A 19,029-nucleotide genomic window follows, 5' to 3' on the forward strand; every position below is an offset into this window, starting at 1 on the left:
TTCCGGCAAATAAAAGGAGTTTTTTATGCTTTTGAAGAATATGAATAATGAAGGAAGTGACAAGAAAGGAGGAGCAATAGTCGTGCATGAAGTGCAGCGTCCATCTTGGTATGCGAATACGCTTGCCCTTATCATCGCCGCTGTTACGTGGTGCGGATTTATCCAGCAAATCATGCTTGGGATCCCATTTGGCACGAAGCCGGCAAGCGATATAGAAATGTGGATCTTTTTTCTGCTGTTTGGCATTTGTTTTCCGCTCTTCTTTTTGTCGCTGAAACTAGTCACAAAAACAGAAAAAGAAGGAATTGTCATTCGTTTTTTCCCATTTCGCTCCCGCTTTATTCCGTATCAACAAATCAAAAACGTTCAAGTCCGACCTTATCATCCTATGCCCTACGGCGGCTGGGGAATTCGCTGGAGCTTGAAAAAAGGCCGTGCTTACACAATGAAAGGAAAGAGAGGAATATGGATCGAGCTGACGGACGGGGACGGTTTGTACCTTGGCTCGCAAAAACCGGAAAAGCTTGCGAAATATATACAAAGAGAGTGTTTGCACCGCTAACAGGCGAACACTCTCTTTTATATTTCATCCAATCTGTTTTCGTAGAAAAAGCACATAAAGCTATTGTTGAATGATCAGCTCGATTTCGTTGCCAAACGGATCGCTCGTCAATACGCTATTTTCGTTTCGTCGCACCGATGCACCGATATGTTGCAGCCGTTCCGCAATCTTCTGCCGTTCTGTTTCGCCTGGAAGTAAAATAGAAAATAAACGTAACCCCACGGCATTCGTCGGCGGTGGCGGCGCCCCGACTCCGGCCCATGTATTGAGGCCGATATGATGATGATAGCCGCCTGCGGAAACGAACAACGCGTGCGTTCCCATACGGATCGTTGGTTCAAAACCTAATGCTCTTACGTAGAAATCATATGCTTTCTCGATATCTGCCACGTGAAGATGAATGTGGCCGATGCGCGTCTTCGGCGGAAGACCCGACCACACTTCCGTTCCTGACTGGGCGAGCAAGTCTCTCACATTTAACGGCTCAGTTACTCTTTTATACTCCCCATTTTCTGTTTTCTCCCACTTTTCGCGCGGCCGGTCAGCATATATTTCGATTCCGTTTCCATCCGGGTCAGCCAAATAGACCGCTTCACTGAACAAATGATCAGACGCTCCTTGCAACGGATAACCGGTTTGCAATAGATGAAACAGCGACTGTGCAAGGCTTTTTCTATCCGGAACTAAAATCGCGAAATGATAAAGCCCCGTCGTCCGTGGCGGCTTCGGCACCGCATCCGCTTTTTCCTCAAGAACCACCAACGGGGTAGCCCCATCCGCTGTTAATATCGCTTCGTATTGATTTTTCCTCAATATGCGGAATCCAATGATTTCTGTGTAGAAACGAAGCGATCGTTCCAAATTGGATACGATGAGCTGAACATGCCCGATCGTTGTTTTAGGATGAATAGTATCTTTCATCGTTATAACCTCCATTTTTAATAGCCAACGGCAAAGCGCTTCCGACTAAAACGCGGATTTTCGCTTTCAGCAAGGATGGCTACAGCAAAGTTTTCCGCCGAAATCCGTCCTTCGCCATTTCCATGACCACAAGCCGGTCTGTATCCGTCCGATACGTTCCCGTCCGCTCTCCCGGTGCAATCGTCGCCGCTGGGCTTGCTTTGCCCAATTTAATTCTGTTTCTTGAAAATAAATTTCTAATGCTTCACGGTGGGGAAGCGCAATCGGTTTAGTAAAATCAGGAAAATCGGGGGTATCCACAAGCGGAACTCCCGGTGCAGCTTCCAAGCTGCCAGCTTCGCCGACCGCAATAAGACGATCCACTTCCGATTGTTTCCCCCATAGATGAACGAACGGGTCGCCTCTATTAACGTCTTCTCCTCTCCCGCTTTCGGATCGAACACACTAATGACCGCGAACGACTTGAACAATTTATTTTCCTCAAAAATATCGCCGATCATGACATTCAACAGGTCATGTTTTGTTATTTAAATGCGACGGATCACGGACAATCGCTGTTACTTCATGTCCTCTTGATGAAGCTTCCGCTAAAATGCGCTGACCGATGCCAGTGGCACCAAACAAAGCAATTTTCTTCAAAAATAACCCCTTTCATATTATATGAGGAGGAAACATTGTTGTAACAATTATAGTTACAACTAGTTTAAAAAAAAATTACAGACGATTTGCTGCGATTTTTTGCGCTAATGTCGTCACAATATCATGCAGGCGTATTTCTCGCAAAACGTTTTCCATTGCCGCTTGCGCCCGATGGAGGATGACTTCAAGAACAGCTTGAATATTTGCCCCTACCGGACATTGCGGGTTTGGATGTTCATGAATTTGAAACAACTCTCCCTCTTCTACTACTTCGACCGCCCGATAAATGTCAAGCAGGGTAATCTCTTGCGTATCTTTCGTAAGAAACGATCCTCCTGTCCCCGGGCGGACTTGAACAAATCCTGCTTTTTTTAGCTGGCCAATTACGCGCCGGACAACGACCGGATTCGTATTGACGCTTCCAGCGATCCATTCTGAAGTGCAATGCGCGTTTTTTTCTAATGCCAATAGAGCCAAAATGTGAATGGCAACAGCAAAACGACTGCTAATTTTCATAAACTTCCTCCTCTTGTAACCATTATAGTTACAACAAAACATAAAGTCAACATGATAAATGTGCCTCCTTTGCAAATGCTTTGCATGATATGGATTTCGAGTTTTTTGGTTCATGCCTAAATACATAACCGCTCTAACATAGGAATAAGAATTCCCTGCGGCGATAATAAAAATACTGCCATGATGGCAGTATAGCAAAGAATCTATTTTAAATTTAAAACTATTCTCTAGCCTTTTAGAATGAATTCATTCCCATCGATGTCCTTAAATTGTACAAATGTACCCCATTGCATTTTTTGCGGTTCTCCTAAAAATTCCACACCTCTAGCTTTCATCATTTCGTACGTTCCGAAAACATCATCGCATTCAAACACAATAGACGCCTTTCTTTCTTTCCAATCTTTCATCATTGATTTTGGATAGATGACCAACGCCGTTTGCGCCCCTTTTGGAGCCACTTCTAGCCAGAAAGCATTCGGCCCCATTGGATGTTCAGCGACCACTTCAAACCCTACTTTTTCAGTCCAAAACTCTTTCGCTTTTTGCTGATCTTCTACATAAATAGCAACAGTCGCAATTCGTTTAATCATCAAAATGCCTCCCTCAATCAACAGTTTTAGCTTGTCCATTTGTAATGTATCATATTTTGGCTTACTCATCTTGTAAAAAAACGACATCCCTTTTCATATGATTTCTCTCCATAGCAAGGATGCTATTTTTGAACTCAGTCGGTGTTATTCCCAGATACTTTCGAAAGTCTTTCGAAAAATGCGAGTAATCGTAATAACCATAATGAAATGCCAAATCGAGTACATCCATCTCCGGATGTTTGCGCAAGTGTTCTCTTGCGGCATTAAAACGGTAAATGGTTGCCATTTTCTTTGGAGAAAATCCGATAAACTCATTAAATTTGCGTTCCAGCTGCCTAAGCGATAACCCTGTTAACTGTTCGAGATTTGGCAATGGAATCATTCCGTTTTCTTTCACGATCCACTTTGCTAATTCAGCGATAGGATGATAAGAAACAGTGCAGAGCTTTTCTAATAGGAAATGTTGCAATATGGAAATGGACTTCTCTAAACCCGCTTCAAACAAACGTTCTTCCAAAATCTCAGCATCCCCGCCAATTAAATCTGATAAAGGAACGATTTGATTTCGCAAACTGTTCATCGAAATACGGAAAAATGGCGCAAATCCCCCGGGATGAAACCTCGCGCCAACCAGCTTAACTTTTCCAAAAGAGATTAAATTTGTATACTTCGTTAATGGGCCAATAAGAAAACTGTAAGAAAGAGTTTCATTGTTGGAATTTACATATCGGTCGCCAAAATGAAAAAGTAATTCAACATCCCCCTTTGCCCATAGTGCCTCACTAGGGCCAAATTGTTTATAATCACGCTCTAAGCACCAAAAACATTTTATAAATGGAGACAACGCGCTTGGCGGTTTAAATTCCCGGTATATCATAATTTTCATCATTCCTTTTTCATGACTATTTAAAGCCAACATCTAATTCCATTTTGAGAAAAAAGTCGATGGAAAACAAGCAATGCCCATAATCCTGTCAAGCAGGCAATAAAAAAGCATATTAAGCTGCATTCCGCAAGAGGAAAGGACGTTCCGTTTTTCTTGGAAATGTCCGTGATCGTAATCCTCAAACTTATTACTCCCCTCCCTGAAACAGACTTTTTGACCATCTCCATCCTCACCTTCCATAAACATACGTTTGTAATCTTCGGTATTAACTATGAAATAAATGTGAACATCATTGACAAAAGTAATACTCCTTCTTAATATACCGTATAGGGTATATTATTAAGATTAATAATGGAGGGGAATCTTCATGCGGAAAATTGTGATTGTCGGCGGGGTAGCAGGGGGAGCCACCGCAGCAGCCCGATTGCGCCGGTTAAGCGAAAAATATCAAATTATTATGTTTGAGAGAGGCGAATACATTTCGTTTGCTAACTGCGGCCTGCCGTATTATATCGGCGAAGTCATTACGGATAGAAACAAACTGTTAGTCCAAACAGTCGAAGGGATGGCAAAGCGTTTTCGTATTGATGTTCGCCATTTAAGCGAAGTCACAGCGATTCATCGTGACCGTAAAACCGTTACAGTAAAAAATATCCGCACCGGCGAGGAATACGAAGAAACATATGATACATTAATTTTGTCACCTGGCGCAAAGCCGATGATACCTCCAATTTTTGGAATTCATGAAACCAACATGTTATTTGCGCTTCGCAATCTATCTGATACAGATAAAATAAAAGCATACGTTGATCACAAAAAACCAAAAAGCGCCGTAGTCATTGGCGGAGGGTTTATCGGTGTTGAAATGGCAGAAAACTTAGTCAAACGCGGAGTAAACGTAACGCTTGTGGAAATGGCAAATCAAGTGTTGGCACCGATTGACTATGAGATGGCATCGATCGTTCATGCGCATATGCGAGAAAATGGCGTAAATTTGATTTTGGAAGATGGCGTGAAAGCGTTCGAAGACAATGGCCGACGTGTGGTTCTAAATAGCGGCCGTACGCTTGAAACCGATATGATTATTTTGGCCATCGGGGTGCAGCCAGAAAGCCAATTAGCGAAAAACGCCGGACTGGAGCTTGGAGTGCGCGGCACCATCAAAGTCAATGAATATTTGCAAACATCGGACCCGAACATTTACGCCATCGGCGACGCTATTGAAGTAAAAAACTACATTCACGGTTTTGCGACGTTTGTTCCTCTTGCATGGCCGGCGAACCGCCAAGGCCGCCTAGTAGCCGACCATATTCACGGGCTCGATGTGAAATACAACGGCACATTAGGAACCGCCATCGTAAAAATTTTCGAATTAACTGTTGCAGCAACAGGAAGTAATGAAAAAACCTTAAAACAACTGGGCATTCCATACGAAGTTGTCCATGTTCATCCGATGAGCCATGCGAGCTATTATCCAAATGCAACGCAAATGACATTGAAATTGATTTTTGACAAAGAAACAGGCAAAATCTATGGTGCGCAAGCCGTTGGGAAAGATGGTGTCGACAAACGTATTGACGTTATCGCTACCGCTATTAAAGGCGGCCTAACGGTCCGTGATTTGCCTGATTTAGAACTCGCCTACGCACCGCCGTTTTCTTCCGCGAAAGATCCGGTGAATATAGCAGGCTACGCCGCTTCGAACATCCTTGATGGCATGGTGGAAACCGTACAATGGCATGAAATTGATGGAATCGTCGCAAACGGCGGCATGCTCATTGACGTTCGTACACCAAAAGAAGCCGCACATGGAACGATTCCTGGTGCTATCAATATTCCGCTTGATGAACTGCGCGAACGTTTAGCGGAACTTCCGAAAGACAAAACCATTTACGTAACGTGCCAAGTCGGCTTGCGCGGATATTTAGCGACACGGATTTTGCACGACAACGGTTTCCGCGCGAAAAATTTAGATGGCGGCTATAAATTGTATTCTTCCGTATTTGGCACAAAACATTAACCAAGATATGCCGCAAATAATGAGCCACTCCCACCTTCATTTTACGAAAAGGTGGGAGTTTTTTATTATTTGCATAGAAAAAACTCTTGTATGGAACACATATCGTTTTTATACACAAAACTCCCGATTTATCTTCCCCGCTCCTTCGGTTAGAGAAAGGAAACCGCTCATGAAACATGGCAAACAATTAGTAATTAGTTGCTTTAAGTGTTTATTTTACCATTTCATGAAACGTAGCTTCTGTTACGCTTTGCAAATCTTTCACGCGAAGTTCAATGAGCACGCCGATTTTGCCGCCGCTAACGATGATATGCTCAAATTGACAAGCACTGGCATCGATAAAAGTCGGATAATGCTTGATCATGCCTATCGGCGAACATCCACCGCGAATATAGCCTGTCAGCTTTTGTATCTCTTTCATCGGCACCAATGCGACATTTTTCTCTCCCGTTATTTGCGCAGCTTTTTTCAAATCCAATTCCGATTCTACGGGGATGACAAACACATAAATGTTCCCGCTCTTCCCTTGTGTTACTAATGTTTTATACACCAATTGAGGATCTTTCCCAATTTTTTGAGCAACCGATATGCCGTCAATTTTTCCATCCTCACTGTCGTACGTAATGACATGGTAAGGAATCATGTTCTGGTCGAGAACACGCATCGCATTGGTCTTTTCTTTTCCCATTTTCCTTCCCTCCAGTTCGTTTCAAACATAACCTATCGGATGAACCGACACTAATGATAATACAATGGAAAGCTCGGTTGCCACTTGCAGCATAAAGATAGCAGATTTTTTACCAGTTTATCCTAATTGAAGATTAAAGGAAAGAAGCGGTGGATAAAAACCGTCAAAAACTATCATAATATAATATTTTGATGCATGCCACGATTCGATTCATCCTTCTTGAATTGATGAGCGGTTGGAATTGAAATTTATGCCATGCGATTTCATGCAGAGAATGAAAATCTACCTAATGTATAGATAAAAAAAGACCACAGAACCAGTTACCACTAGGTCTGTGGTACGACTATTTACTTTACTATATTGATTGACCAACTGTTTTTAATCGATCTTAACTTAATACAGGGTCTTCTTCTTTCAAGCCCGCCCCCTGTTCTGGCATTTCGCGAATTCCATATGCCACGCGTTTAATATTAAGTAAATGCTGAGGCCCAATATTGTCAGAAGTAATGTTATTGCCAAAAGAACCGCATCCTAATGTCAAAGATGGCTGGATTGCCACAGTAGCACCGATTCCGCCAAATGTCGTACCAGAATTGACGATCACACGTGAAACCGGCTTATCGATGGTGAACACTTCCACTACTTTTTCGTCTTGAGCGTGAATTCCCAATGTGTGGCCTAGTCCACCTAACTCAAGCAATGCTACGGAAATAGCGCTTGCTTCTTCCATGTTTTTTACAGTATAGAAAGCGAGAATTGGCGACAATTTTTCGACGGAGAACGGATATTCTTTGCCCACATTGGTCTCTTCCGCAATAAGCACCTTCGTATCAGATGGAACCTCAATTCCAGCCATTTCCGCAATGACTTGCGGCGATTTTCCAACGATCTTCGCATTCAATGCCCCGTTTACCATGATGATGGAGGCTACCTTTTGTTTTTCCTCTTCATTTAAGAAGCAGGCGCCTTGCCGTTTCAATTCGGAAACAACCTGTTCTTTAATGGATTGATCGACGATAAGCGCTTGTTCGGAAGCGCAGATCGTTCCATTGTCAAAAGTCTTGCTTTGGATGATTTGACGGACAGCTGTTGCGATATCAGCACTCGCATGAATATAAACTGGTACATTTCCTGGTCCTACACCGTAAGCAGGTTTTCCGGAACTATAAGCGGCTTTCACCATAGCCATGCCGCCTGTTGCGAGGATGACGTCTGTTAATTTATGTCTCATTAACTCATTCGTCGCAGCCAATGTCGGTTGCGTGATGCAAGAAATCAGCCCCTTTGGAGCCCCTGCGCGTTCTGCCGCTTCTTGCATGATTCTTGCCGCTTCCGCCGTGCATTTTGCAGCTGCCGGATGCGGGCTAAACACAACGGCATTTCTTGCTTTCACTGCGATCAACGATTTAAAGATGACTGTTGAAGTAGGGTTTGTAGATGGGACGATTGCCGCGACAATTCCCACAGGGTGTGCGACTTCCCATACACGATTTTGTTCATCGCGACGAATTACCCCAACCGTTTTCATATCTTTGATGGCGTTGTACACGTCATTGGCAGCGAACAGATTTTTTACTGTTTTATCTGCCACATTCCCAAATCCGGTTTCTTCTACTGCCATAGCTGCCAAACGGCTAGCTTCCTCTCTAGCCGCATTTGCCATGCTTTCAACAATTCGGTCAATCTCGCTTTGCGCCATCTTTTCAACCATTTTTTGTGCTGATTTAGCTTGCTCAAGGTAGTCCCTTACTTCCTGAATCGATTGCAAATCAATATCACGTATCATCTTTGATTCTCTCCCTTCCCCAGATTTCTTGTAACTGATAGAACAATTTTGTCATGACCAACATTGAACGGATATTTTCCGTGCCGTGCTTAGTAAGTAGAAACTTTATCTTTTGTATCTTTTGCGGTCTATCATCACCTCCTCTAAATGTAAAACCTTGCCAACATCGTAATTAGTCTCGCTGAAATATGATGCGGCTACCTCGGTTGAAGGGATCAAACACTCTTTCCGATTGTTTCCCATGATCTGCCGATTAATCCGGTCTGTTGCCATGTATTGATATACAAAACCACTCGTTCAATATTTCATGGCAAGGATGGAGCAATATCGACCACACAAAATTGATAGCGGTTACATAAAAATCCATAAAGTTTTGGCAAACGGGTTTGCATACATGCTTAAAGATCACTGATGTTCACCACTGTCTTTATGCCCTTCTTTCTTCATGATCAAACTACCGTCTTTTAAGATACACGACCCCTGAATATTTCCTATAATTTACCATAAAATTTCAAGAGACTGCATTTCTCTCAAACCAAGATTAGTAGACTAACAGGTATAGCCATCCTCATAAAACACCCAAGGACCGGCGATTCCGTTTCAAGATGGATTAGAACGGAATCGCCCAAGTCCTTAATATTTCATTTCTCTAAATCACTTCTCGGTTAATGCCGGAAAGTGCGGAACCACTTCTTCTCCTAGTTCTTCCATCACTTCTTCCACAGGACGGTGTCCGTATTTTAAGTTGATAATCACATGATTGACACCAATATGTTTAAGACTTTCCAAAAATTCAATGAGTATATTGCGTCCGATTCGGAAACCTAAATGAATCGGAATTGGCGGGTGATTCGGATCCTCCATCAAGTCGATATATAAAGACTGGCTGAACGGTTTAAACTGATCGGTATGAGAACGCCAATTTTTAATCAGCTCCGCTTGGAATTTCAAGTTGCGAGGATAATACAGCCAACCGTCGCCGTTTGCGGCGATCCATTCCACGGACTGAGAACTGTGGCCGGTTACCAGCACGGGAATGTCCGACAGGCGCGGTTTAGGCAAAAGGTCGCCGTTTGCCATATGGACTCGAGGTGATTGGATCGCCGGAAAGCTCTCCTTCCACGCTTTTTTCATTACCGATACGGCTTCTTGAAATAAGGCGCTGCGCTGTTCAGGATCAACCGAAAAGGCCGGAAATTCTATCGGACGATCCCCCGTCGCCACTCCGAGAATCAAGCGTTCGCCAGATAGTTTATCGACGGAAGCGGCTGCTTTGGCAACATGCAAAGGATGCCGCAAAGTGAGAATGATACTTGCAGTGCCCAAAGCAATCGTTTTGGTATGGGCGGCTATATACCCTAAATAGACCCAAGGATCATAAATTTGCCCTACATCCCCAAAATAAGGATCATGCAATGGAACATCCCTGACGAACAATGCGGCAAAATTAAGCTCCTCTACTCTTTTTGCCAGCTTTATCTGCTTTTCCATGTTCATCTCTGGAACGCTGCCCTCGTATGATTCTATCGGAAAGAACAACCCGAGAGTGAGATGATTTTCTTTAAATATGCGTGAATATCCTTTATGTTTTTCGAAACGGTTCATAAATCGTTCCTCCACATTTACGTTTATTTTTGCAAGTTCCGTTGCTTCCCAACATCTATGATGGAATATCGTCTTGCATCATCACTATTCATAAACTTTATGTTTACCAAACCGGTTCATATCGATGCTATAAATACTAGAATTAAATTAAGGAACGAATATAAATCTATATTTATAAATATCTAGAATTATCAATATAATAATATAAAAATAAGAGAGATTCAAGACCAAAATGGTAATAATGCTTTTATAACGAAATAACAAGCGAGAGATTTGGTCTATAAATCCCTAGACAGCAATTCGATCATTTTTTTAATATTTTCCTCATCCCTTTTATAATAAGTCCACTGCCCCACTCGTTTTGCTTTTATCAATCCGGCGTTTTGCAGCATGGACAGATAAAGGGAGACTGTAGATTGCGACAAACCAACTTTTTTATGGATGTCACTTACGCAAACACCGTCTTCGTGTATATCGCCGTGCAGCGGCTTCGGAAAGTGGATTTCAGGATTTTTCAACCACTGTAGGATCTGCAGCCTCGTCTCATTGGATAAGGCTTTAAACACTTCTAAAAGTTCCATTGCTACCTCCAAGTTCATCGATAATCGCATTTCTTATATTACATTACTGTACTTGAATAAATCAACTAACATAAATGCCAACCGATTCCTTCGTTCGAATAAGCGTGTGGCAAAACCAACCGATCAAGAAAGTTCAATTTATGAAAAGATTAACATATCGCTGAAAAATCTACAATATCCATGGAAAACCGCCAAGCCGAGCGACTGTATAGGAAAAAGAACCCGTATCAATGATACAGGTTCTATGATGGGATAAAAGAAAATTTAGTCATTGGAAATAATAACTTTTAATGCCCTTTCTTTTGCTGCGTTTCCAAATACTTCATACGCTTTCATAATATCCGAAAAGGCAAAGCGATGTGTAATTAATTGTTCTGGCCGCAATTTTTTTGCCTCAACCGTTTTTAATAACATCGGTGTAGAAGTCGTATTGACAAGACCGGTTGTTAATGTAATGTTACGTATCCATAATTGTTCAATACGAAATTCGACACTTTTTCCATGAACACCGATATTGGCGATATGGCCGCCTGGTTTTATAATTTCTTGGCAAATGTCAAATGTGACAGGAATTCCGACCGCTTCCATCGCCACGTCTACACCTTTTCCGTCGGTTAATTCCATAATTTTTTCCACTGCTTTGCCATCACTGCTATTAACCACTTGAGTGGCACCAAATTTTTTCGCAACCTCTAAACGGTTATCGTCCAAATCAACCATAATGATCTCTGCAGGTGAATAAAACTGAGCGGTTAACAGCGCTGCCATACCTACGGGACCAGCTCCGATAATGGCAACGGTTTGTCCAGGCTGAACTTTGCCGTTTAACACACCAATTTCAAATCCTGTCGGAAGAATATCGCTAAGCATGACGAGCGCCTCTTCATCTGCGCCTTCAGGGATTGGATAAAGGCTATTGTCTGCATATGGAATTCTTACATACTCTGCTTGGGTTCCGTCAATTAAGTGTCCTAAGATCCAACCTCCATCTTCACAATGAGCATACAACCCTTTTTTGCAATTTTCACATCTTCCACAGGAGGTAATACAAGAAATCAACACTCTATCGCCTTTTTTAAAATTTTTTACACCTGAACCAACTTCTTCAATAATTCCTACACCTTCATGGCCTAAAATTCGCCCTTCTTCTACAGTAGGAACATCCCCTGAAAGAATGTGCAAGTCCGTTCCGCAAATCGTCGTTTTTGTAATTTTAACAATTACATCCGTCTCCTTTTCAATTTTCGGTTTTGGCTTTTCCATTACTTCTTTTTTTCCTGGTCCTAGATAAGTAAGCGCTTTCACATTTGGTTCCTCCTTAAAAAAGTTTGAATATTATAAATTGTATCTTACAAGAAATAGAATCATGTTTCAATGAACCATCAATAAAATTGTATCGAGATTTTGCCGGGGATTTTCTCTGCTGGGCTTGAAGCTCCTCTCCCTTAAACAAAAGGAAACAAACTTTCTCTGGCAAACATTCGTTCATACATAGGCAAGGAAATCCTTTTTTATTCACACCGGATCATTATCCACATTACTATAAGATTCAATCGCTTGATCGAGCGCTCGATACGCTTCGGCAAAAGCATTTATTGCCGATTCATCGCCTGCATTGGCAAGCTGTGCTTGCGCGTTTTTCGCGTGAGTGACAGCGCGAATGACGTCTTCCATCATTTGTTGTTTGTCATCTGCCGCCGTCTTTAACTGCTCAAGTTCACGGAGACATTGATCCAAATCATAGGCGCCCGGCTGGTCAAACGATTGTTCCAGCTTTTCTTTGACACGTCGCAATGCTTCTATCACCCAAGCCCACTCCTTTTTGACATTTTCATCAGCTAGTGTGGGCGATTTGAAGAAAACTATACATTTGAAATAAACGATCTGTTATTTGAAGAAAAAAATTATAAAATATCGATCCAAATTTTTATAGCCGTCGCCAATATTAACAAAGCTAAAATCACTCGCAATATTTTTGTGTTCACTTTTTGCCCCATTTTCGCTCCTAAAGGAGAAGCGATTAAGCTGGCAATCACCATGATGATGGAAGGAATCAGTTCCACTTGCCCCGTCGTGAATTTTCCAACCGCCGAACCAATGGATGAAATCAACGTAATCGCCAGCGAAGAGGCAATCGTCATTCGTGTCGGAATCTTTAACACAACCAGCATAATAGGAACTAGCAAAAATGCACCGGCTGCGCCAACGATTCCTGAACCGACCCCGATGACAAGCGCTAATGCAGCGGCAAGCCATTTGTTAAAAGTCACTTGACCGCTTGGAACATCGTCAATGCCTTTTTTCGGAACAAATATCATAACAGCAGCCAACGCGGCGAGAATGCCATACACGACATTAATCGTTCCTTCACTCATCATGTTCGAACCGAACCCGCCAAGGAAACTGCCGATTAAAATACTAATCCCCATATAAAAAATTAATGTTTTATTTAAATAACCGCTTTTTCGATATGCCCAAACACCGCTAATCGTCGCAAATAACACTTCGACTGCGCTAATCCCTGACACTTCACGGGCGCTAAACGCAGCAAGCCCAAATAGCGGCGGAAGATAAAGCAACATCGGATATTTAATAATGGCCCCGCCAATGCCAACCATTCCAGAAATAAACGAACCAATAAAGCCGATAAGAAAAATGATAATCATAAAACTAACGTCCATCCCCTTGCTTCCTCCTTACCACTCACAAAAATCCGAGGGTACTTTTTATTCGTACCCTCTTTGCGATTCGGATTTGCTTTCCATGATTGTGGGTATGATGCAACGCGCAACGGTGACGCGAATGAATCGATATTCTCATATACTTTTATCCGCTCCACGCTTTCATGCCGCCAGCGAGCGTATTAAATCCTTCTTCTGCTAATTGTTCTGCCACAAACGCCGCTGAACCGCCTTTGGCGCAAACGACGACAGCATCTTTCTCTTTTGGAAGGCGGCCGATCACCGCATCTACACCATCAATCAACTCAAAGTATGGAACTTAATATATTCAAAGTTCTCCCCTTCAATTTTCCAATCATGAAAATCGCTTTCGTTGCGTACATCGAAAATAACGGGATGTTCTTTGAATACTTTTTCTGTTAATGTTTGCACCGCCATTTCTTTTGCCGCTATTTTATACCCCATATAGTATATTTCTGTTTTAAAAAAAACCGCTCAATCAAGATTGAGCTGTATCGAGCGGTCCTTCCCATTTTGACATGCCTGGGACGACATTCCATACATTCGTAAATCCTTTTTTGGCCAATTTTTGTGCCGCTAAACCGCTGCGCGTTCCAGTACGGCAAACAACATAAATCGTTTTGTTCTTCGGCAACTCATGGATGCGGTCTTCTAATTCTCCAAGCGGAATCGAAATAGCGCCCGGTATATGCCTGAACGCATACTCCGCTGGCTCGCGGACATCTATAATAACCACCGAATCATCCTTTATTTTTTCCGCCAGCTGTTCGTTGGAAATCACATGGGAATATGTTGCTTCGTCTTTTATCCCATGGTCACTTGCTTTACGAATATAATGTTTTAACACGTTTCCTTCTTCAATCGTTCCTAAGTATTGATGGCCGGTACTTTCCGCCCATGCTTGGATATCGGCTTTCGAACCTTTATCGGTTGCCTGTACTTCAAGCACTTGTCCCGGTTGTAAGCCGTTGATCGCTTTTTTTGCTTTTACAATTGGCATTGGGCAAGATAATCCCTTTGCGTCAACGGTCATGTCCACACGAACCATGCTGCATGCCTCCTTTTGCCGTTTGTTTTATTTATTCCACAGGTCCTTCCCATTCCAACATGCCGCCAGTCATATTGATCACATGATATCCATGACTTTCCAGCAGTTGGGCTGCGCGCCCGCTTCTTCCACCCGAACGGCAAACAAGGATATATTCCTTGTTTTTATCTAGCTCATTCATGCGAAATTCGAGCAATCCTAACGGAATATTAATCGCACCAGGGATTTTCCCAGCCGCTACTTCATCCACTTCACGAACATCGATAATGTTCAGTTGTTTTCCTTCTTGAAGAAGTTTTTCCACTTCTTTTGCTGTTAATTGCTTCATCAACGGTCCCCTCCTTTTTTATGACCAAGCGTTCATTCCGCCTTTTACGTTCGTTACGTGTTTGAATCCAAGTTTCTTCAATAGTCTGCTGGCTTTTATGCTTCGCATTCCGCTTTGGCAAATCACCATCACTTCTTTTTCCTTGGATAATTCATTCGCGCGTTTAGCCAATTCATAAAGCGGAATATTTTTAAATCCGCGAATATGGTTTGCGCGGAACTCCGCCGGAGTACGTACATCCACATACTGCACATCTTTTTTTCCCAACTCTTTCTTTAGCTCTTCCGGCGTAATCATCCGTACTCCACGCGGTGGAATGACGCGGATTGCAATAAACCAAGCAAGCAATAGGAACAACACGATATTCATTACTGTTTGTGTCATTCGTAATCACCTTTAAATGAATAAGTTTATGTTCCCTTCTGACGCATCCGCCAAATATGTTGCCACTCCAGCAAACTCAATGCCATCGCTCAATTCTTCTGGTTTCAACCCTAATAAATCAACGGTCATTTGGCACGCGATTAATTTAACCCCTTGCTCTTTGGCCATTTCGATTAATTGTGGCAGCGGTATTGCGTTATCGTTTGATTAATTTCGGTCCGATGCCGCCAAAGTTCATGCGTGAAAGCCCCATGCGATCCGCTCCACGCGGCATCATTTTGGCAAACATTTTTTCCAAAAATCCTTTTTTCACTGGAATATGCGCATCTTTTCGCAATGCGTTTAATCCCCAAAACGTATGGAAAATCGTGACATCATGGTCATAAGCGGCGGCGCCGTTCGCGATGATGTACGCCGCCATCGCTTTATCGTAGTCGCCGCTAAATAAAATAATCGTTGCTTTTTTCTTTTGTCGTGACATTAAGCCCCTCCTTTCATATACATATACCCATATAGGTATATAAAACACTAAAAAATTACCCCTTTCGAATCCAAAACGTCAATACGCCATTTTCTTCTTTCATATCAATAACCGTATGGCCGCTTGCTTTTGCCCATGCCGGCAAGTCGTTTTTTGATCCTTTATCCGTTGTTTGAATTTCCAGCACTTGCCCTGATGTTAATTCATCCATCGCTTTTTTCGCTCTTACAACCGGCATTGGACAAGCTAATCCTTTCGCGTCTAACACTTTATTTACATTCATGAGGACAACCTCCTTATCATTTACTATTACCCCTATAGGTATATTAATGCGTGTAAAAGGATGTGTCAACCCTTTTTTCAAGAGTTGACTTATCTGCTTTTGACCAATAGTTCTACTGCTTCTTTGACCAAATGTTCCGTTTTTTCTCCTTTTTCCATGCTTTCGCGGAGGCAATTTTCCAAATTTGTGCTTACAATGACGGCAATGGCGCGGTCCATCGCATTGCGTGCTGCCGATAATTGCGCGACAACGCTTTTGCAGTCCTTTCCTTGTTCCATCATGCTGAGCACGCCTTTCACTTGTCCTTCAATCCGTCTTAAGCGGTTTTTGATTTCTTTACTGTATTCCATTTTTCATTTCCCCTTTCTCGACAAGGACAATGGATGATTGAATAGCTTCGTACATCAAAACCGTGGCGTTGTAAAAAGCGTATGCCTAAATTTTTTTCGATTTCATCGTTTGCAATAAGATGAATCGATTTGCTCGGAATAGTAGAAAAATGTCGTTTTAAATAAGCATACGGAATATGAAGCGAATTAGCAATAAGCGGCTCTGTTGTTTCGTTATAATCGCGAATATCCAACACAACCATATCCTGGATTCGTTTATCGGCTATATCTATGCATGGAACACCGCTTACCGGATAATAACGGCGGTATAACGCTGCGAATAATAAACCGAAAACAATAATCAGGCCAATGATATACAAATGGCGATCACCTCGCTCCATCGCTGTTGTCTTCTATTATTATATACCCTTATAGGTATATTGGCAAGTGTTTTATTTAACGCTTTTCTTTTCGCTTCGGATCTAATAATTTTTCCGCCTTTTCCGGATGAAAACGATGCCCTTCCATTTATAACCTCTCTTGCATCTTTCTTTAATGGTTATTATAATCAAAAAGCTTCGGAATCCATAATCCGAAGCTTTTTCCTGCTGATACGTTTTTAGCGAACCGCACAACGGTTTGGACCGATTTCCATTTCCCGTTGTTGTTCTTCATCTGGTTGAATTTTTCCCATATTCGTTTGGCGTATTTCTTGATAAGCATTAGGCTGCGGCGGTAAATTTTCCGTTACTGTTTTACGGAATTCTTCCTCATTCGAAATATTGAGACCGTGATTTTGTCGATAAAGCACACTTAATTTTTCTGCCACACTGCCATCTTCGTTCATTTCTTTTACCGTCATAAAATGAGCTGGAAGCACAATTAAGTCATCCACTAATTGTTTGTAGCGCCCGTAAAGCGTTTGGCGCAAATCGCTTACCCAATCTTGCGCTTTTCCTGCCAAATCCGGACGCCCAATCGAATCGATAAACAAAATATCTCCTGTTAATAAATATTGTTCATCGACGATAAACGACGTGCTTCCAATCGTATGACCAGGAGAATATAATGCTTCTATTGTCACATTTCCAACTTGGATACGGTCACCATCTTGAATTGGCGTATAATCAAACATTACTTCTTCCGCATCTTTCGGCGGCAAATAATAGGTTGCCCCAACTTTTTCTGCCAATTTTCTTCCACCAGAAATATGGTCGGCATGAAGATGCGTATCGATCACATGTTTAATCGTAATGTTGTGCTGAGACGCAAAATCAATATACGTATCAATCATTCGATTCGCATCGATAATGGCTCCTTCTCCGCTTGATTCCACCAAATAAGACAAACACCCTTTACCAAGACGAACAAACTGATAAATGGTTCCTCGACCTTGCAATTCACCAATTTTTATTGGTTCTAAATGTTCGCTCCATGCTTTCATGCCGCCTTTTACGGAATACACGCGCGAAAATCCCGCTTCCGATAACCGTTCGGCAACAAACATGGAAGAACCGCCTTTCGCGCAAATGACATAAATTGCAGTGTTTTTGTCTTCTGGCAATCGATCAAGATATCCTTCCATGCCGTCTAGTGCTTCAAAGTACGGAATATTCATGATTTCTACATTCTTTCCTTCAATTTTCCAATCATCGAATTCTCCTTTATTGCGTACGTCAAGAATGAACAGCTTCTCACCATTAATGATTTTGGAAGCAAGTTCTTTTACAGTAATTACTTTTACTGACATACCGATTCCCTCCTTTCCACGTCTCATCAACGTTGTAGCAATTGCATGATGGCGTTCGGGTCAAATCCGATCACCCATTGGCCATCAATTTCGATTTGCGGCACTCCGATTTGCCCCGTTGTTTCAACAAGTTTCCGGGCCGCGATAGGGTCCCGCTGCACGTTTACTTCCTCAAACGGAACGCCTTGCTCACGTAAAAAGTTTTTCACCATTACGCAATACGGACATGTTGTTGTCGTATATACCGTAACTCGTTTCATTTTCATTCCTCCATTAGAATGCCAACGTAATGTCGGCGTCTTTCGCAAAGTTTAAAAACGTTGCCGCTCCAGCGACTTCAATTCCATCGACAAATTGATCTTTGTCAAGACCCATGACATCCATCGTCATTTGGCACGCAATCAGTTTCACCCCTAATTCTTGCGCCATTTTTAAAAGTTCTCCAATCGAAGGAACATTCGCATTTTGAAGTCCTTCTTGAAAATGCTCTTTTCCTTCTGGAAGCGGTAAGTTTTTATGTGCTTCTTTATGAATGAGATTCAATCCTTCAAATGTGAAGAAAATGCCTACTTCTGCCTCTGATGCTGCTGCCGCTGTGGCAATATTGAATACTTTGTATGCGTCAAATACACTACCGTTGGCTGCGATAATCGCCACTTTCATCATGAATTCCCCCTTGTTTTTTTCTCGTTCATAGTTTTTGCAAAACGAAATTTTTATTTACGTATACATGTATGGGTATTTAGTACAATTCTTATAGTAATCGATTTTTCCATCAATGTCAACAAACAAATATAAAAAAGCCGAGCAGGAAGCCTCCTACTCGGCTTGCTTGTCTTTCAGCCCCGCCCAAAACGCAGCAACTACAGACAACGCCACAACGAGAATTGGTGCATACATAAGCAAAAACGTTTGCATCGCATTTCCTCC

Annotated in this window: 25 protein-coding genes and 2 pseudogenes; 2 read left to right on the forward strand and 25 right to left on the reverse strand. The window is 42.2% G+C overall.

Features of this window, described 5'->3' with window-relative positions:
• Positions 1–25 precede the first annotated feature (25 nt).
• Complete coding sequence (locus MWM02_RS15820; protein WP_232509612.1) at positions 26–562, forward strand: DUF6141 family protein; 537 nt, start codon at positions 26–28, stop codon at positions 560–562.
• Between the two features lie 60 nt (positions 563–622).
• Here the strand turns inward: MWM02_RS15820 and MWM02_RS15825 are convergent, their stop codons facing one another.
• The 6 genes from MWM02_RS15825 to MWM02_RS15845 form a co-directional block, all read right to left on the reverse strand.
• Positions 623–1,483, reverse strand: coding sequence for a VOC family protein (locus tag MWM02_RS15825; RefSeq protein ID WP_244402416.1), 861 nt, complete (start codon positions 1,481–1,483; stop codon positions 623–625).
• Between the two features lie 66 nt (positions 1,484–1,549).
• A complete protein-coding gene (locus MWM02_RS15830) occupies positions 1,550–1,846 on the reverse strand; it encodes an NAD(P)-dependent oxidoreductase (protein WP_232509613.1) in 297 nt (98 codons plus the stop codon).
• Between the two features lie 150 nt (positions 1,847–1,996).
• Positions 1,997–2,122 carry a hypothetical protein gene (locus MWM02_RS19410; RefSeq protein ID WP_256462188.1) on the reverse strand — a complete coding sequence of 42 codons (126 nt, stop codon included), beginning with the start codon at positions 2,120–2,122 and terminating at the stop codon, positions 1,997–1,999.
• A 75-nt stretch (positions 2,123–2,197) separates the two neighbouring features.
• Positions 2,198–2,638, reverse strand: a complete 441-nt coding sequence (locus MWM02_RS15835; protein ID WP_244402417.1) for an Rrf2 family transcriptional regulator — start codon at positions 2,636–2,638, stop codon at positions 2,198–2,200.
• Between the two features lie 227 nt (positions 2,639–2,865).
• On the reverse strand, positions 2,866–3,228 hold the full coding sequence (locus MWM02_RS15840) for a VOC family protein (protein WP_064552696.1): 363 nt from the start codon (positions 3,226–3,228) through the stop codon (positions 2,866–2,868).
• 61 nt (positions 3,229–3,289) lie between these two features.
• Positions 3,290–4,114 (reverse strand): AraC family transcriptional regulator, encoded by an 825-nt coding sequence (locus MWM02_RS15845; RefSeq protein WP_244402418.1) that lies wholly within the window; start codon positions 4,112–4,114, stop codon positions 3,290–3,292.
• A gap of 367 nt (positions 4,115–4,481) precedes the next feature.
• On the opposite strand from MWM02_RS15845, the gene cdr reads away from it, so the two are divergent.
• On the forward strand, positions 4,482–6,134 hold the full coding sequence (gene cdr / locus MWM02_RS15850; RefSeq protein WP_244402419.1) for a CoA-disulfide reductase: 1,653 nt from the start codon (positions 4,482–4,484) through the stop codon (positions 6,132–6,134).
• A gap of 211 nt (positions 6,135–6,345) precedes the next feature.
• Here the strand turns inward: cdr and ybaK are convergent, their stop codons facing one another.
• From ybaK to cydS, 19 genes and pseudogenes are all read right to left on the reverse strand, one after another.
• Positions 6,346–6,822, reverse strand: coding sequence for a Cys-tRNA(Pro) deacylase (gene ybaK / locus MWM02_RS15855; protein ID WP_244402420.1), 477 nt, complete (start codon positions 6,820–6,822; stop codon positions 6,346–6,348).
• Between the two features lie 388 nt (positions 6,823–7,210).
• On the reverse strand, positions 7,211–8,608 hold the full coding sequence (locus MWM02_RS15860) for an acetaldehyde dehydrogenase (acetylating) (RefSeq protein WP_244402421.1): 1,398 nt from the start codon (positions 8,606–8,608) through the stop codon (positions 7,211–7,213).
• A gap of 654 nt (positions 8,609–9,262) precedes the next feature.
• The gene (locus tag MWM02_RS15865; protein WP_244402422.1) at positions 9,263–10,213 is read right to left on the reverse strand and encodes an LLM class oxidoreductase; all 951 of its coding nucleotides are present in this window, start codon (positions 10,211–10,213) and stop codon (positions 9,263–9,265) included.
• Positions 10,214–10,491: 278 nt separating this feature from the next.
• Positions 10,492–10,794, reverse strand: a complete 303-nt coding sequence (locus MWM02_RS15870) for an ArsR/SmtB family transcription factor (RefSeq protein ID WP_064552631.1) — start codon at positions 10,792–10,794, stop codon at positions 10,492–10,494.
• 264 nt (positions 10,795–11,058) lie between these two features.
• Positions 11,059–12,099, reverse strand: coding sequence for a zinc-dependent alcohol dehydrogenase family protein (locus tag MWM02_RS15875; RefSeq protein ID WP_244402423.1), 1,041 nt, complete (start codon positions 12,097–12,099; stop codon positions 11,059–11,061).
• A gap of 210 nt (positions 12,100–12,309) precedes the next feature.
• Positions 12,310–12,600 carry a hypothetical protein gene (locus MWM02_RS15880; protein WP_244402424.1) on the reverse strand — a complete coding sequence of 97 codons (291 nt, stop codon included), beginning with the start codon at positions 12,598–12,600 and terminating at the stop codon, positions 12,310–12,312.
• Positions 12,601–12,698: 98 nt separating this feature from the next.
• The gene (locus tag MWM02_RS15885; protein WP_244402425.1) at positions 12,699–13,475 is read right to left on the reverse strand and encodes a sulfite exporter TauE/SafE family protein; all 777 of its coding nucleotides are present in this window, start codon (positions 13,473–13,475) and stop codon (positions 12,699–12,701) included.
• 151 nt (positions 13,476–13,626) lie between these two features.
• Positions 13,627–13,940 (reverse strand): annotated as a pseudogene (locus MWM02_RS15890) (rhodanese-like domain-containing protein); the annotation flags it as partial.
• 34 nt (positions 13,941–13,974) lie between these two features.
• On the reverse strand, positions 13,975–14,544 hold the full coding sequence (locus MWM02_RS15895) for a sulfurtransferase TusA family protein (protein ID WP_244402426.1): 570 nt from the start codon (positions 14,542–14,544) through the stop codon (positions 13,975–13,977).
• 31 nt (positions 14,545–14,575) lie between these two features.
• Positions 14,576–14,872: a rhodanese-like domain-containing protein gene (locus MWM02_RS15900; protein ID WP_003252666.1), complete on the reverse strand. Its 297-nt coding sequence runs from the start codon at positions 14,870–14,872 to the stop codon at positions 14,576–14,578.
• Between the two features lie 18 nt (positions 14,873–14,890).
• The gene (locus tag MWM02_RS15905; protein ID WP_064552636.1) at positions 14,891–15,256 is read right to left on the reverse strand and encodes a rhodanese-like domain-containing protein; all 366 of its coding nucleotides are present in this window, start codon (positions 15,254–15,256) and stop codon (positions 14,891–14,893) included.
• A gap of 12 nt (positions 15,257–15,268) precedes the next feature.
• Positions 15,269–15,737: pseudogene (locus MWM02_RS15910) on the reverse strand (DsrE/DsrF/DrsH-like family protein).
• 55 nt (positions 15,738–15,792) lie between these two features.
• Positions 15,793–16,020 (reverse strand): sulfurtransferase TusA family protein, encoded by a 228-nt coding sequence (locus MWM02_RS15915; RefSeq protein WP_064552637.1) that lies wholly within the window; start codon positions 16,018–16,020, stop codon positions 15,793–15,795.
• An 89-nt stretch (positions 16,021–16,109) separates the two neighbouring features.
• On the reverse strand, positions 16,110–16,370 hold the full coding sequence (locus MWM02_RS15920; protein ID WP_064552638.1) for a metal-sensitive transcriptional regulator: 261 nt from the start codon (positions 16,368–16,370) through the stop codon (positions 16,110–16,112).
• Complete coding sequence (locus MWM02_RS15925; protein WP_064552639.1) at positions 16,337–16,750, reverse strand: hypothetical protein; 414 nt, start codon at positions 16,748–16,750, stop codon at positions 16,337–16,339. Before MWM02_RS15925 ends, MWM02_RS15920 begins: the two co-directional genes overlap by 34 nt.
• A gap of 218 nt (positions 16,751–16,968) precedes the next feature.
• Positions 16,969–18,099: an MBL fold metallo-hydrolase gene (locus MWM02_RS15930; protein ID WP_244402427.1), complete on the reverse strand. Its 1,131-nt coding sequence runs from the start codon at positions 18,097–18,099 to the stop codon at positions 16,969–16,971.
• Between the two features lie 26 nt (positions 18,100–18,125).
• Positions 18,126–18,359, reverse strand: a complete 234-nt coding sequence (locus tag MWM02_RS15935; RefSeq protein ID WP_064552641.1) for a glutaredoxin family protein — start codon at positions 18,357–18,359, stop codon at positions 18,126–18,128.
• Between the two features lie 13 nt (positions 18,360–18,372).
• Positions 18,373–18,762, reverse strand: a complete 390-nt coding sequence (locus MWM02_RS15940) for a DsrE/DsrF/DrsH-like family protein (RefSeq protein WP_064552642.1) — start codon at positions 18,760–18,762, stop codon at positions 18,373–18,375.
• A gap of 156 nt (positions 18,763–18,918) precedes the next feature.
• Positions 18,919–19,017 (reverse strand): cytochrome bd oxidase small subunit CydS family protein, encoded by a 99-nt coding sequence (gene cydS, locus MWM02_RS19700; RefSeq protein WP_420038611.1) that lies wholly within the window; start codon positions 19,015–19,017, stop codon positions 18,919–18,921.
• Positions 19,018–19,029 lie beyond the last annotated feature (12 nt).

Source organism: Parageobacillus sp. KH3-4 (assembly GCF_022846435.1).
Taxonomy (GTDB): Bacteria; Bacillota; Bacilli; order Bacillales; family Anoxybacillaceae; genus Parageobacillus; species Parageobacillus thermoglucosidasius_A.

Bases quoted from the DNA above. Each gene is read 5' to 3' on its own strand.
- MWM02_RS15820 (WP_232509612.1), top strand. From the start codon at position 26: ATGCTTTTGAAGAATATGAATAATGAAGGAAGTGACAAGAAAGGAGGA.
- MWM02_RS15825 (WP_244402416.1), bottom strand. From the start codon at position 1,483: ATGAAAGATACTATTCATCCTAAAACAACGATCGGGCATGTTCAGCTC.
- MWM02_RS15835 (WP_244402417.1), bottom strand. From the start codon at position 2,638: ATGAAAATTAGCAGTCGTTTTGCTGTTGCCATTCACATTTTGGCTCTA.
- MWM02_RS15840 (WP_064552696.1), bottom strand. From the start codon at position 3,228: ATGATTAAACGAATTGCGACTGTTGCTATTTATGTAGAAGATCAGCAA.
- MWM02_RS15845 (WP_244402418.1), bottom strand. From the start codon at position 4,114: ATGAAAATTATGATATACCGGGAATTTAAACCGCCAAGCGCGTTGTCT.
- cdr (WP_244402419.1), top strand. From the start codon at position 4,482: ATGCGGAAAATTGTGATTGTCGGCGGGGTAGCAGGGGGAGCCACCGCA.
- ybaK (WP_244402420.1), bottom strand. From the start codon at position 6,822: ATGGGAAAAGAAAAGACCAATGCGATGCGTGTTCTCGACCAGAACATG.
- MWM02_RS15860 (WP_244402421.1), bottom strand. From the start codon at position 8,608: ATGATACGTGATATTGATTTGCAATCGATTCAGGAAGTAAGGGACTAC.
- MWM02_RS15865 (WP_244402422.1), bottom strand. From the start codon at position 10,213: ATGAACCGTTTCGAAAAACATAAAGGATATTCACGCATATTTAAAGAA.
- MWM02_RS15870 (WP_064552631.1), bottom strand. From the start codon at position 10,794: ATGGAACTTTTAGAAGTGTTTAAAGCCTTATCCAATGAGACGAGGCTG.
- MWM02_RS15885 (WP_244402425.1), bottom strand. From the start codon at position 13,475: ATGGACGTTAGTTTTATGATTATCATTTTTCTTATCGGCTTTATTGGT.
- MWM02_RS15895 (WP_244402426.1), bottom strand. From the start codon at position 14,544: ATGGTTCGTGTGGACATGACCGTTGACGCAAAGGGATTATCTTGCCCA.
- MWM02_RS15900 (WP_003252666.1), bottom strand. From the start codon at position 14,872: ATGAAGCAATTAACAGCAAAAGAAGTGGAAAAACTTCTTCAAGAAGGA.
- MWM02_RS15905 (WP_064552636.1), bottom strand. From the start codon at position 15,256: ATGACACAAACAGTAATGAATATCGTGTTGTTCCTATTGCTTGCTTGG.
- MWM02_RS15915 (WP_064552637.1), bottom strand. From the start codon at position 16,020: ATGAATGTAAATAAAGTGTTAGACGCGAAAGGATTAGCTTGTCCAATG.
- MWM02_RS15920 (WP_064552638.1), bottom strand. From the start codon at position 16,370: ATGGAATACAGTAAAGAAATCAAAAACCGCTTAAGACGGATTGAAGGA.
- MWM02_RS15925 (WP_064552639.1), bottom strand. From the start codon at position 16,750: ATGGAGCGAGGTGATCGCCATTTGTATATCATTGGCCTGATTATTGTT.
- MWM02_RS15930 (WP_244402427.1), bottom strand. From the start codon at position 18,099: ATGTCAGTAAAAGTAATTACTGTAAAAGAACTTGCTTCCAAAATCATT.
- MWM02_RS15935 (WP_064552641.1), bottom strand. From the start codon at position 18,359: ATGAAACGAGTTACGGTATATACGACAACAACATGTCCGTATTGCGTA.
- MWM02_RS15940 (WP_064552642.1), bottom strand. From the start codon at position 18,762: ATGAAAGTGGCGATTATCGCAGCCAACGGTAGTGTATTTGACGCATAC.
- cydS (WP_420038611.1), bottom strand. From the start codon at position 19,017: ATGCAAACGTTTTTGCTTATGTATGCACCAATTCTCGTTGTGGCGTTG.